Genomic DNA, 11,477 nt, shown 5'->3' with positions numbered 1-11,477 from the left:
GTGTGCCGGACTGTCTGCTCGCGGCTCCGCTGTCCGCGGAACCGTCGTTTGTAATTCCGGTCGGCGCTTCGCGTCGGGCCGGGCACTGGAACCGTCCGCAAGGGGAAAAGGAAGATGCGTGACCTGACTCAGGTGGGGTGCGAGGATCTGAAGCCGATCCAGGGCACTCCGTTGTTGCTGGAAGTCGATACCGGCGCCGTGCGCGTGACCGACTGGGCCGAGCAGAATCGCGGCGAGGTCGAGCGCCTGCTGCAGGCGAACGGCGCGTTGCTGATCCGTGGGCTGCGCTTCCTCGGCAGCCAGCAGTTCGGCACCACGCTGTCGACGCTGTTCGGCGAGGAACTGATCCAGTACACCTACCGCTCCACGCCGCGCACCGAGCTGCGTGGCAGCGTCTACACTGCGACCGAGTATCATCCCGACCAGGTCATCCCCCAGCACAACGAGAACTCGTACTCGAACCGTTGGGCGATGCGCATCGGTTTCCTGTGCACGATGCCGGCCAGCCAGGGCGGCGCCACGCCGATCTGCGACAGCCGCAAGGTCCTGTCCGACATTCCCGACGACGTGCGCGAGCGCTTCGAGCGCGACGGGGTGATGTACGTGCGCAACTATTCGGACATCGACATCCCGTGGACCGAGGTGTTCCAGACCGGCGACCGGAGCGAGGTCGAGGCGTTCTGCGCGGCCAACGACCTGCAATGGGAGTGGCTGGACGAACAGCGGCTGCGTACCCGCCAGGTCAACCAGGCCACCGCGGTGCACCCGCTTAGCGGGGATACGGTCTGGTTCAACCAGGCGCACCTGTTCCACGTCACCAATCTGGAGCCGGAGCTGCGTACCAGCCTGCTGAGCGTCATGGACGAAAGCGAACTGCCGCGCAATACCTATTACGGCGACGGCGAGCCGATCGATCCGGCGACCCTGGACCGGGTGCGCGGGGTCTACGAGCGTCACCAGATCGCGTTCGAGTGGCAGCGCAACGATCTCCTGCTGCTCGACAACATGCTGTATTCGCATGGGCGCGGCACCTTCGCCGGCAACCGCCAGGTCCTGGTCGGCATGGCGCGCCCGCATGACGCGGCGGCGGCATGAACGCGGTGGCGACTTCGGGCGGCGCCGGGCCGTGGCTGGTGCGCTGTTCGCCGCCGACCGCGGGCGAGCGGCTGTTCTGCTTTCCGTATGCCGGCGGCAATCCGCATCTGTTCCGCGAATGGCCTGCCCTGCTGGATCACGCCTTCGAGGTGTTCGCCTTGCAGGCCCCCGGCAAGGCGGCGCGTATCCTCGAACCTCCGTGCGAGACGGTCACCGCGCTGGTCGACGGCCTGATGCCGGCGATCGAGCCGATGCTGGCCCAGCGCCCCTTCAGCCTCTACGGCCACAGCAACGGCGCGGTGATCGCGTTTGAGCTGGCCTGCCGACTGCAGCAGCGCGGCCTGCCGATGCCGAGGCACCTGTTCCTGACCGGCAGTCCTGCGCCATGGACGCGCGTCCATGAGCGCGACTACCTGCGGATGCCGGACGACGAGTTCGTGCAGGTGCTGCGCGAACTGCAGGGTACGCCGGAAGAAGTACTGGCCGATCGTGAACTGCTGAAGGTGGTGATGCCGGGGTTGCGCGCGGACTTCGCCCTGGGCGGGAGCTACCGTTTCGAGCACTCGGTTGCGCTGGACGTGGCCACGACCCTGGTGCATGGCGATGGCGACAGCTTCGAGGTCGAGCGCACGCGGGCCTGGCAGCGGCATCTGGTGCGACCGGCCAGTCTGCATCGCCTGCCTGGCGGACACTTCTTCATCCACAGCCATATGCGCGAGCTGACCGCGCTGGTCGGTCGCACCCTGCGCGGCGAGGAAACGGCCGGCGCCGAACGGGTCGGATGCGACCCGGTGGCGGGCAGCGAGGACGGCCGCGTGGACCGCGCTCCAGAACATCAATCAGAACACCAGGAAGGGAATGCCCATGTCTGATTCACCCGACTCGCTGTACCTGTGCGAGGACGTGTATTTCGAACCGCTGATCAACGGCTGGTACGCCTGGCCCTATCTGCTGCCGCCGGTGACCGGTGCGCGGCACATGGTCCATACCCACCGCCGGATCATGAACTCGTTCGTCAAGAACCATAAGCTGCACATGATGGCGGTCAAGCAGCCCGGCATGGCCGGGTCCGAATACCTGGATTGCGGCGAGGAGCAGGTCGCCGACATCCGCGCGCTGGTCGAGACCATCGACACCGAGCACGCCGACCTCGTCGAACTGTCGGACGCGGTCCGAGAGCTGGACGAGATGCTGCGCGAGCACACCAGCGGGGAGTCGGTCGAGCCGCTGTACGAGCGCGTGCCCGAGCCTTTGAAGGGCTATGTCGAGCTGACCATGGATCTCGAACACCGGCCCTCCTACCGGCTGATCGAGGGCCTGCTGTACCGCAGCCCGTACTACAAGCCGCAGCTGCAGGGCCTGTCGTTCGGTCGTCTCGACGCCCAGGGCGACCGCCCGTTCGTGATGAGCACGCCGCGACTGCCGACCGGCGACAACCTGCAGCTGGCCGCCGACTACAACGACCCGTTGATCGATACCTTGTTCCGCGCGCGCACAGAACCGATGAGTCCGGCCGAGGTCGATGCGCTGTTCGCCGGGCGTACCGCGCGTGGTGGCCTGGACTATCGCGAGCTGTTCACTGCGCAGGCGCCGGAACGGCGTCATCAGCCGGTCGCGGAGGGCGTGCGCGTGCAGTATCTGGGCCACGCCGGCTTCCTGATCGAGACCGCCGAGGTGTCGATCCTGATCGATCCGGTGATCGCCCCGCGCGGCGAGACCTTCGCCGACGAGGTCATCAGCTTCAGCGAACTTCCGCCGCACATCGACTACATCTGCATCACCCATCACCACCAGGACCACGCCAACCTGGAGACGCTGCTGCAGCTGCGCCACAAGACCGGCAAGGTGCTGGTCCCGCGCAACAACGGCGGCACCCTGGCCGATCCGTCGCTGCGGCTGCTGCTGCGCCAGTTCGGTTTCGATGCGGTCGAGATGGACGACATGGAGGAGCTGCCGGTGCCTGGCGGCCGCATCGTCAGCATCCCGTTCCTGGGCGAGCACGGAGACCTCAACGTGCGTACCAAGGCGGCGTGGTTCGTCGAGCTATGCGGGAAGCGAGTGCTGCTGGCGGCCGACTCCTCCAACCTGGAGCCGCGCATGTACCGTCATATCGCCGATCAGCTCGGCGCGCTGGACATCATGGCGATCGGCATGGAGTGCGTCGGCGCCCCGTACACCTGGCTGTACGGGGCCCTGCACACCAAACTGGTCAGCCGCAAGATCAAGGAGTCGCGGCGTCTCAACGGCTCCGGCTACGAGCAGGCCGCGCGTATCGCCGACATGCTGGAGCCTTCGCGGATCTTCCTCTACGCGCTGGGGCTGGAGCCCTGGTACAAGTACTTCATGGGCATCGAGTACGACGAGCACTCCGCACAGATGGTCGAGACCGGGCGCATGCTCGAGGCCTGCGAGGGCAAGGGCATTCCCGCCGAGCGCCTGTACGGCAAGAAAACCGTCGAGCTGTAGCCGCGTCGGCCTCCCGCCGCCGGGGGCGACGCGCCCGGCGGCCGCAGCCCAGGCCCGCCCCGGGCCGCCCCGGGCCGCCCCGGGCCGCGGAGCAGGGCCGGAAACGCAAAAGCCCCGCTGCGGCGGGGCTCCGGAATATGGTGGCTATGGGTGGACTCGAACCACCGACCCCAGCATTATGAGTGCTGTGCTCTAACCGGCTGAGCTACATAGCCACGGGGTGAACCGCGAATTCTTCCTGTTGGCGGGCCATCTGTCAATCGTCCGTAGCGGCATCGGGCGCCGGCTTGTGGCCTCGCCGGGCCCGTGGCAGAGTCGGGGTCAGTGACGCAAGTCAGTGAATTCTAGGAGTCCGCATCGTGATCGATCCGGACGGCTACAGACCCAACGTAGGCATCGTCCTGATGCGCCCCGATGGCCGCCTGTTCTGGGCACGGCGGATTCGCCGCGACGGCTGGCAGTTCCCGCAGGGCGGGATGAACAGCGACGAAACGCCGATCGAGGCCATGTACCGCGAGCTGCGCGAGGAAACCGGCCTGTGCCCCGAGCACGTCGAGGTGCTGGGCGCCACCCCCGGCTGGCTGCGCTACCGGTTGCCGCAACGGGCGATCCGCCGTCATGACCGGCTGGTCTGCGTCGGCCAGAAGCAGGTCTGGTTCCTGCTGAGGCTGCTGGGCGAGGAGTCCGATCTGCGCCTGGATCTGACCGACAAGCCCGAGTTCGATCACTGGCGCTGGGTCGATTTCTGGTATCCGCTCGAGCATGTGGTGATGTTCAAGCGCGGGGTCTATGCCCGTGCGCTGGTCCATCTGGCGCCGTTCGCGCGCAAGGTCGCCGGCGCCCAGGCGGTTCCGCAGAAGGAGGGCGACCCCAGGGTGAACGGCTGGAGCCGCAGCCGCGGCAGGCCGCGCCAGCGCCCGCGCGAGGCTTCCGGCCGCGACACCGCGCTCGGCCAGGGGCACAAGGAGCGCGGCCCGAGCTGAACGCGCGGGCGTCCTTTCGGGGCGATGCGAGACAGATTGACAATCATTCTCATTCGTAGTGGAATGCAGATGCGGCCAATCCGGCTGCGTCAGCCCGACGCCACGACACCATGTACGTCTGCATCTGCAACGGGGTCACCGATCACGACATCCGCGAAGCGGCCGAAGCCGGCTGCGGCAGCGTGCCGGAGCTGACCATGCGGACCGGCGCCGGCGCCAACTGCGGCAGCTGCCTGGACCTGGCCGCGGAACTGCTGCAGGCCCACCGTCCGGTCCGCGACCTGCCCCTGCCGGTGCTGGCCCACGCCGCCTGAGTCCGCTGCGGCCGGCCGCAGCGCCGGTTTCCGCGATACCACTGTCCTGATACTGATTCGCGTATGCGGCTGCGGCCGATTCGCGTTCCGTCATGCCTTTGCGACAGGCGCTAGAGTGCCGCCATAGATTTCGCACGGAGCACGACCATGAAAGGTGACGCCAAGGTCATCGAGTTCCTCAACAAGGCGCTCTACAACGAGTTGACCGCGATCAACCAGTACTTCCTGCACGCCAAGATGCTGAAGAACTGGGGGCTGAAGGAACTCGCCGATCACGAGTACCACGAGTCGATCGACGAGATGAAGCACGCCGACAAACTGTCCGAGCGCATCCTGTTTCTCGACGGCCTGCCGAACTTCCAGGCGCTGGGCAAGCTGCGCATCGGCGAGAACCCGCGCGAGCTGCTCAACTGCGACCTGGCGCTGGAGCTGGAGGCGGTGCCGCTGCTGCGCGAGGCGATCGCGCATTGCGAGAGCGTGTCCGACTACGTCAGTCGCGACCTGTTCGCCGAGATCCTCGACTCCGAGGAAGAGCACATCGACTGGATCGAGACCCAGCTGGCGCTGATCGAGCGCGTCGGCGAGCAGAACTACCTCGCGATGAAGATGGAAGGCTGAGGCCGCCGCCTCGCCCCATGCCTGCGCTGCAGCCATCAACGCCCGGGAGATCTGCCCCAGCCCCCTGAGTCAGGGGGCGATTCGCGCCATCGGCGCGAATGGGGGTATGGAGGCGCAACGGCGGGGCCCAAGGTTTGCGCAGCAAACTTTGGGAGATATCCGGGCGCGGCCGGATATCGTTCCCCCCTGAGTCAGGGGGCGATTCGCGCCATCGGCGCGAATGGGGGTGTGGAGGCGCAACGGCGGGGCCCAAGGTTTGCGCAGCAAACTTTGGGAGATATCCGGGCGCAGCCGGATATCGTTCCCCCCTGAGTCAGGGGGCGATTCGCGCCATCGGCGCGAATGGGGGTATGGAGGCGCAACGGCGGGGCCCAAGGTTTGCGCAGCAAACTTTGGGAGATATCCGGGCGCAGCCGGATATCGTTCCCCCAGTAGGAGCGGCGTAAGCCGCGAGGGCACTCCCACGAAACCATCGCGGCTTACGCCGCTCCTACAAGGGCTCGCCGTCTCCGGCAGGGGGCCGCAATTGCGGGTGGGCCGGAAGTGGTTCCGCAAACGAGCGCGTACAGGCAGGTTTCCTGTCGCTCCTGCGGAAATGCCCGCGTCAGGCCGGTTTCGGCGCGCGCCGGAACAGCTTGCGCCAGACCCACCAGATCGACAGCGCGATGCACAGGCTGAAGGTCAATATGACCCCCAGGGTCAGCCACGGGTAGGCGAACACCAGGCCCAGCGCGCCGACCACCGCGACGTCCTCGCCAACCGAGGCGGTCCAGTTGGTGACCGGCTCGGGCGAGGTGTTGAGCATCATCCGGGTGCCCGACTTCAGCGCGTGGCTGGTCAGTGCGACGCCGGCGCCGGCGGCCATCGCGCCGGCTCCGAGCTCGCCGTCCGAGGACAGCGTGGCCGCAGCCAGGAACGCGCCGGCGGGGACCCTGGCCAGGGTCTGCAGCAGGTCCCAGCCCGAATCCACGCCGGGGATCTTGTCGGCGAAGAACTCGGCCAGGGCCAGTGCGCCCGAGACTCCCAGCACCCACGGCGACTGGGTGGCCTGCAGCGCGTCGGGCAGATCCAGCCAGCCCAGCGCCCCCGCCAGTCCGACGCCGAACACGGTCAGATAGGCGCGGACCCCCGCCAGCCAGGCCAGAACCACGCCAATTGCGAACAGGTGCGCATCAGTCATCGTTGTCGCGCCGCTAGAATGACGGTTAAGTATAGAGTCAGCCGCGTGACGAGCCGGCCACGGCCGCCGTCCGCCCGACAGAGTCCAGTCCAGCGAGCGCATGAACCCGCCACCCCGGAAAGCACCGCCGCCGCGTTACCGCATCATCCAGCAGGGTCCGGACCGCCGCCCGCTGATCTGGACGCTGCTGGCACTCGCCTGGCTGGCCTCGGTCGGGATCGCCTGGCGCTGGTCCCAGCAACTGGCCGCGCCGCGCCTGCCCGAGCTCGACCGCGAGCTGTCGCAGGCCCACGGCCGCCTCAAGCGCCAGCAGAGCGAGCTGGAGACCCTTCGCCAGCGTACCGAGATCCTGGAGAAGTCCGACCAGATCACCCGCGCCGCCAACAAGCAGGTCCAGCGCAGCCTCGCCGAACGCGAGGAGGAGATCGCCGGCCTGCGCGAGGATGTGGCGTTCTACGAGCGCCTGGTCGGCGCGACCACCCCGCGCAAGGGCCTGAACGTGCATTCCTCGCAGTTCACCCGCGAGGTGGCCGGCAGCTGGCGCTACGAGATCGTGCTGACCCAGAACCTCAACCGCGGCGCGGTCAGCGAGGGGCGGCTGAAGTTCGCGATCGAGGGCGTGCGCGAGGGCCAGCTGGCCACGATCGACTGGGATACCCTGCACCAGAGTCGGGACGCGCCCGGGCAGCCGTATTCGTTCCGCTACTTCCAGCAGCTCGCCGGCAGCGTGATGCTGCCCAAGGGGTTCACCCCGCAGCGGGTGAAGGTGCGTCTGCGCGGGGAGGGCGGTTCGGTCGACCAGACCCTGGCCTGGCGCGGCCGGGAGTCCGACAATGCCACCGCCGCGACGGCCGTGGCCGGCGCCATCGGCGCCAACGATCTCATCCAAGGGGAACCGTAAGCATGTTCAAGAACAAACCCGCCCACATCGAGGGCCAGGTCGACACCCTGATCGGCCCGCAGGTCGTGTTCCGCGGCGACATCGAGTTCAGCGGCGGCCTGTACATCGAGGGTCGGGTGATCGGCAAGATCGTCGCCCAGGAGGGCCAGAAGGCGACCCTGACCCTGGCCGAGGGCGGCGCGATCGAAGGCGAGGTGCATGCGCCGGTGGTGATCCTCAACGGCGCCCTGACCGGCGACGTCTACGCGGCCGAACGGGTCGAGCTGGCGGCCAAGGCGCGGGTGCAGGGCAACGTCCACTACAAGGTGGTGGAGATGTGCGCCGGCTCGACCCTGACCGGGCGCCTGATCCATGCCGACAGCCTGCATGCCGAGAGCACCCTCGGCGAACAACTGGGCGCGGCCCGCAACGAGTTCGTCGAAGCCGCCTGAGCGCATCCGGGCGCCGCCGCCGCGCCCGAAGCATGAACCGCGCCCGCCGACCCCGCCATCGGTTGGCTTGACGCGGCCGTGAGCGACTCCTATATCGGGGGCGATGGACGAATCCACGCGCCCCGACGAGGCCGCCCCGAGTGGCGGAGCCGCCGAGCCCGAGGCCGCCCCCGAGACGGCGGGGCGGTCCTGGCGACGCGCACGCTGGGCGCTGCTGGCGGCGGTGCTGCTGTCGTTGCTGTTCGGTGGCTGGGGCCTGTGGCGGGTGGTGTCGCCGGCGTCCGACGACATCCGCAGCCGGTTGGCCGCCAGCGAGGCCCAGCGCAGCCGCCTGCAGAGCGAGGTCGACGAGTTGCGGCAGAAGGTCACGACCCTGGGCCGCTCCGACCAGATCAGCCGCGACGCCAACCGCGACGTGCAGAACACCCTGGCCGAGCGCGACGAGGAGATCGCCGGCCTGCGTGCGGACGTCGCCTTCTACGAGCGCCTGGTCGGCGCCACCGGCCAGCGCCGCGGCCTCAGCGTGCATGCGATCCGGATGCAACCGCAGAGCGACACCGCCTGGCACTTCACCACCACCCTGACCCAGAACCTCAACCGCGGCGCGGTCAGCAGCGGCCGGCTGAGCCTGGCGATCGAGGGCACCCGCGACGGCCGTCGCCAGACCCTGGACTGGGACGGCCTGCGCCAGGGCGAGCAGGCGCCGGGCCTGGACTATTCGTTCAAGTACTTCCAGCAGGTCGAGGGCGACGTGTTCCTGCCCGGCGGTTTCACCCCGGTCCGGGTCACGGTGCGGCTGCAGCCGCGTTCCGGTGCCGCGGTCGAGCAGTCGTTCACCTGGGCCGACGCGACCCGCGAAAGCAATGCCATTGCGGTGCCGGACACCGCGGCCGGCGAAGACTGACCCCACCGCACGCTTGAATGCCGTGCCCGCACCCCCCATCCTGAACACATGGACATCACCCCGCTGCCCTCCGCCAACGACGCCTCCGCGCCGGACTACCAGTCGCTGGACCGGCCGCTGACGTTCACCTCGGCCGCCGCGGCCAAGGTTCGCGAGCTGATCGCCGAAGAGGGCAATCCGGCGCTGAAGCTGCGCGTCTACATCCAGGGCGGCGGCTGCTCCGGCTTCCAGTACGGCTTCGAGTTCGACGAGGACAGGGCCGAGGACGATCTCGCGGTCGAGACCGACGGCGTGACCCTGCTGGTCGATCCGCTCAGCCTGCAGTACCTGATGGGCGCGGAGGTCGACTACACCGAGAGCCTGCACGGCGCGCAGTTCGTGATCCGCAATCCGAACGCCAAGACCACCTGTGGCTGCGGCTCGTCGTTCTCGGCCTGAGCCGCCGTCCCGGCGTCGCGCGATGATCGTTTCCGACTCCTCCCGCCCGGGCTGCGCGGGACTGCCGGCATGAGCGCGACGCAACCGTTCGCCTTCGTGCCGACCGGGCCGGGCGAGCTGCCCGCGGCCACGCTTGATCGCGCCGACCGACTGCGCACGGACGATGCGGCGCTGGATGCGCTATGGGCCGACGCCCGGGTGTTGCTGCTCGATGCCGAGGGCCGTGCCCTGGTCGACGAGCACGGCCTGCCGGCCGCGCCGCGTGGCGCCGAGCTCAGTGGCGGCGCCGGCGGCAGCGGCATGGCCACCTTCCTGGGCCTGGCCGCCGACGGCCAGGCCTGGTTCTCGCTGGATGCCGAACTGGCCGCATACACCGCGACGGGCACGCTGGACGTGCGCTCGGCCGCGGCCGCGTGGCCGATGCAGGAGGCGGCCGCCTTCGCCCAGGCCCGCGCCATGCAGCACTGGCACCAGCGCCACCGCCATTGCGGCGCCTGCGGGGCGCACAACCGGGTCGAGCGCGGCGGCTGGCTGCGCCGCTGCGGCGGTTGCGGGATCGAACACTACCCACGCACCGATCCGGCGGTGATCGTCGCCGTCAGCGACGGCGAACGCCTGCTGCTGGGACGCCAGGCCGGCTGGCCGGCGGGCCGCTACTCGGTGATTGCCGGCTTCGTCGAGCCGGGCGAGTCGCTGGAACAGGCGGTCGCGCGCGAGGTCGAGGAGGAGACCGGCCTGGCCATCGCCCGTTGCCACTATCGCGCATCCCAGCCGTGGCCGTTCCCGGGCACCCTGATGCTGGGCTTCTTCGCCGACGCGATCGCCGGCGAACCGCGTCCCAGCGACGAGCTCGAGGACGTGCGCTGGTTCGACGTCGACAGCATCGCCGATGCGCGCCGGCGCGAGCAGGCCGGCGACGACAGCAAGGCGGCGCTGCGGTTGTCGCCGTCGCTGTCGATCTCGCGCTGGCTGCTCGAGCAGTGGCTGGCCGAGCGCATGGCCGCCGCGTCCTGATCCCGCCAGACGCGATACCGGTCGCGGTTACGGACGGTGGCCGGCACCGCCGATGGCGCAAGATGAACCAATCACATCGCGCAGGCTAGAATCGGATCACGCGGTGCCGCCGGCATCGCCGTCCCGAAAGTCGTCCGCACCTCGCCGCCGGAGCACCGCCGCCGCATGTCCACCACCTTGATCGCCACCGTCGTCGCGCTCGTGCTGGGACACCTGGTGCCATCGCTGGCCGCCAGCGTGCGGGCCTACGGCTGGTACGGCGACTGGCTGCGCTGGCTGGACGGCCGCTTCGAGGAAGGCAGCCCGTGGCATGGCCGCTGGGGCATCGTGCTGGCGCTGGCGCCGCCGCTGCTGTTGCTGGCGCTGTTCCAGTTCGCGCTGGAAGGCACCATGTTCGGGCTGGCCAGCCTGGTCCTGGGCATCGCCGTGCTGTTCTACGCTTGGGGGCCGCGCGATCTCGACATCGACGTCGAGGCGGTCCTCAACGCGCCCGATACGGCTTCGCGCCGCGCCGCCGCGATGTCCCTGTGGTCGGAACCGGAGGCGGTGTCGCTGGACGGCGCCGCGCTGGTCGATGCGGTGTTCCGCAACGCGTTGAGGCGCTGGTTCGGGGTGCTGTTCTGGTTCCTGGTGTTCGGACCGTTCGGGGCGCTGCTGTACCGGCTGACCGAACTGGCCGCCTACAGTCCGTTGGCGCGGATCCTGCCGCACGACACCGTGCTGGGTGCGCGCACCCTGTTGTCGGCGCTGGAGTGGCCGGTCGCCCAGCTGATGACGCTGGCGCTGGCGATCGTCGGCAACTTCGACACCGTGCTCGCGGCCTGGCGCGACAATGGCGGCGCCTCGTTCCGGCTGGATACCGGGTTCCTGACCGCGATCGGACGCGCCAGCGTGCGCGCCGAGCTGAGCGAGGAGGCCGGGGACTATGCCGACGGCCCGGAGGCCGGCGAGGGCGAGGCGGCCGTCGCACTGGGCGAACTGCCCGAGCTGCGCGATGCGATGAGTCTGGTCTGGCGGGTGCTGCTGGCGTGGCTGGCGGTGCTGGCGCTGTTCGTGATCGCCGGTTACGTCAACTGAGCCGGCGCCCGCAGGAGCGGCGTAGGTCGCGATGTCCCGCCGCGATGTCCCGGCCC

13 protein-coding genes and 1 tRNA gene are annotated in these 11,477 nt (G+C 69.1%); 12 read left to right on the top strand and 2 right to left on the bottom strand.

Annotated features, from left to right (window positions below; genetic code table 11):
• Positions 1 to 114: 114 nt before the first annotated feature.
• The 3 genes from C9I47_RS15370 to C9I47_RS15360 are packed head-to-tail and all read left to right on the top strand — an operon-like array spanning position 115 to position 3,561.
• On the top strand, positions 115 to 1,095 hold the full coding sequence (locus tag C9I47_RS15370; protein ID WP_111267538.1) for a TauD/TfdA family dioxygenase: 981 nt from the start codon (positions 115 to 117) through the stop codon (positions 1,093 to 1,095).
• Positions 1,092 to 1,967: a thioesterase II family protein gene (locus C9I47_RS15365; RefSeq protein WP_111267537.1), complete on the top strand. Its 876-nt coding sequence runs from the start codon at positions 1,092 to 1,094 to the stop codon at positions 1,965 to 1,967. The genes C9I47_RS15370 and C9I47_RS15365 overlap by 4 nt, the downstream gene beginning before the upstream one ends.
• The gene (locus tag C9I47_RS15360) at positions 1,960 to 3,561 is read left to right on the top strand and encodes an MBL fold metallo-hydrolase (protein WP_111267536.1); all 1,602 of its coding nucleotides are present in this window, start codon (positions 1,960 to 1,962) and stop codon (positions 3,559 to 3,561) included. Before C9I47_RS15365 ends, C9I47_RS15360 begins: the two co-directional genes overlap by 8 nt.
• Positions 3,562 to 3,699: 138 nt before the next feature.
• On the opposite strand, the gene C9I47_RS15355 is transcribed toward C9I47_RS15360, so the two are convergent.
• Positions 3,700 to 3,776: transfer RNA gene (locus C9I47_RS15355), tRNA-Met, on the bottom strand.
• Positions 3,777 to 3,920: 144 nt separating this feature from the next.
• Here C9I47_RS15355 and C9I47_RS15350 point away from each other — a divergent pair.
• The 3 genes from C9I47_RS15350 to bfr all read left to right on the top strand — a co-directional run bounded on the left by C9I47_RS15350 (position 3,921) and on the right by bfr (position 5,476).
• Positions 3,921 to 4,544: an RNA pyrophosphohydrolase gene (locus C9I47_RS15350; protein ID WP_111267535.1), complete on the top strand. Its 624-nt coding sequence runs from the start codon at positions 3,921 to 3,923 to the stop codon at positions 4,542 to 4,544.
• Positions 4,545 to 4,654: 110 nt separating this feature from the next.
• Positions 4,655 to 4,858, top strand: coding sequence for a (2Fe-2S)-binding protein (locus C9I47_RS15345; protein WP_111267534.1), 204 nt, complete (start codon positions 4,655 to 4,657; stop codon positions 4,856 to 4,858).
• A gap of 147 nt (positions 4,859 to 5,005) precedes the next feature.
• On the top strand, positions 5,006 to 5,476 hold the full coding sequence (bfr, locus tag C9I47_RS15340; RefSeq protein ID WP_111267533.1) for a bacterioferritin: 471 nt from the start codon (positions 5,006 to 5,008) through the stop codon (positions 5,474 to 5,476).
• Between the two features lie 604 nt (positions 5,477 to 6,080).
• Here bfr and C9I47_RS15335 read toward each other — a convergent pair.
• The gene (locus C9I47_RS15335; RefSeq protein WP_111267532.1) at positions 6,081 to 6,656 is read right to left on the bottom strand and encodes a DUF4126 domain-containing protein; all 576 of its coding nucleotides are present in this window, start codon (positions 6,654 to 6,656) and stop codon (positions 6,081 to 6,083) included.
• A gap of 100 nt (positions 6,657 to 6,756) precedes the next feature.
• Between C9I47_RS15335 and C9I47_RS15330 the strand changes: the two genes are divergently transcribed.
• The 6 genes from C9I47_RS15330 (at position 6,757) to C9I47_RS15305 (ending at position 11,421) form a co-directional block, all read left to right on the top strand.
• Positions 6,757 to 7,557 (top strand): DUF6776 family protein, encoded by an 801-nt coding sequence (locus C9I47_RS15330; protein ID WP_223250178.1) that lies wholly within the window; start codon positions 6,757 to 6,759, stop codon positions 7,555 to 7,557.
• Positions 7,558 to 7,559: 2 nt separating this feature from the next.
• A complete protein-coding gene (locus C9I47_RS15325) occupies positions 7,560 to 7,988 on the top strand; it encodes a bactofilin family protein (RefSeq protein ID WP_111267531.1) in 429 nt (142 codons plus the stop codon).
• A 103-nt stretch (positions 7,989 to 8,091) separates the two neighbouring features.
• Positions 8,092 to 8,892 (top strand): DUF6776 family protein, encoded by an 801-nt coding sequence (locus C9I47_RS15320; RefSeq protein ID WP_223250177.1) that lies wholly within the window; start codon positions 8,092 to 8,094, stop codon positions 8,890 to 8,892.
• A 48-nt stretch (positions 8,893 to 8,940) separates the two neighbouring features.
• The gene (gene erpA / locus C9I47_RS15315) at positions 8,941 to 9,330 is read left to right on the top strand and encodes an iron-sulfur cluster insertion protein ErpA (RefSeq protein WP_111267530.1); all 390 of its coding nucleotides are present in this window, start codon (positions 8,941 to 8,943) and stop codon (positions 9,328 to 9,330) included.
• Between the two features lie 69 nt (positions 9,331 to 9,399).
• On the top strand, positions 9,400 to 10,344 hold the full coding sequence (nudC, locus tag C9I47_RS15310; protein WP_111267529.1) for an NAD(+) diphosphatase: 945 nt from the start codon (positions 9,400 to 9,402) through the stop codon (positions 10,342 to 10,344).
• A 165-nt stretch (positions 10,345 to 10,509) separates the two neighbouring features.
• Positions 10,510 to 11,421 carry a hypothetical protein gene (locus tag C9I47_RS15305; RefSeq protein WP_111267528.1) on the top strand — a complete coding sequence of 304 codons (912 nt, stop codon included), beginning with the start codon at positions 10,510 to 10,512 and terminating at the stop codon, positions 11,419 to 11,421.
• Positions 11,422 to 11,477: the final 56 nt, after the last annotated feature.

Origin of the sequence: Marilutibacter maris, from assembly GCF_003233695.1 — a bacterium.
Classification (GTDB): domain Bacteria; phylum Pseudomonadota; class Gammaproteobacteria; order Xanthomonadales; family Xanthomonadaceae; genus Marilutibacter; species Marilutibacter maris.
The sequence above is the reverse complement of the archived record's forward strand: the minus strand, read 5'-3'. Positions and strand labels throughout refer to the sequence as shown.

Excerpts from the sequence above, each read along its gene's own strand:
- C9I47_RS15335 (WP_111267532.1), bottom strand. The coding sequence starts at position 6,656 with ATGACTGATGCGCACCTGTTCGCAATTGGCGTGGTTCTGGCCTGGCTG.
- erpA (WP_111267530.1), top strand. The coding sequence starts at position 8,941 with ATGGACATCACCCCGCTGCCCTCCGCCAACGACGCCTCCGCGCCGGAC.
- C9I47_RS15305 (WP_111267528.1), top strand. The coding sequence starts at position 10,510 with ATGTCCACCACCTTGATCGCCACCGTCGTCGCGCTCGTGCTGGGACAC.
- C9I47_RS15365 (WP_111267537.1), top strand. The coding sequence starts at position 1,092 with ATGAACGCGGTGGCGACTTCGGGCGGCGCCGGGCCGTGGCTGGTGCGC.
- C9I47_RS15330 (WP_223250178.1), top strand. The coding sequence starts at position 6,757 with ATGAACCCGCCACCCCGGAAAGCACCGCCGCCGCGTTACCGCATCATC.
- C9I47_RS15345 (WP_111267534.1), top strand. The coding sequence starts at position 4,655 with ATGTACGTCTGCATCTGCAACGGGGTCACCGATCACGACATCCGCGAA.
- C9I47_RS15325 (WP_111267531.1), top strand. The coding sequence starts at position 7,560 with ATGTTCAAGAACAAACCCGCCCACATCGAGGGCCAGGTCGACACCCTG.
- C9I47_RS15370 (WP_111267538.1), top strand. The coding sequence starts at position 115 with ATGCGTGACCTGACTCAGGTGGGGTGCGAGGATCTGAAGCCGATCCAG.
- bfr (WP_111267533.1), top strand. The coding sequence starts at position 5,006 with ATGAAAGGTGACGCCAAGGTCATCGAGTTCCTCAACAAGGCGCTCTAC.
- C9I47_RS15320 (WP_223250177.1), top strand. The coding sequence starts at position 8,092 with ATGGACGAATCCACGCGCCCCGACGAGGCCGCCCCGAGTGGCGGAGCC.
- C9I47_RS15360 (WP_111267536.1), top strand. The coding sequence starts at position 1,960 with ATGTCTGATTCACCCGACTCGCTGTACCTGTGCGAGGACGTGTATTTC.
- nudC (WP_111267529.1), top strand. The coding sequence starts at position 9,400 with ATGAGCGCGACGCAACCGTTCGCCTTCGTGCCGACCGGGCCGGGCGAG.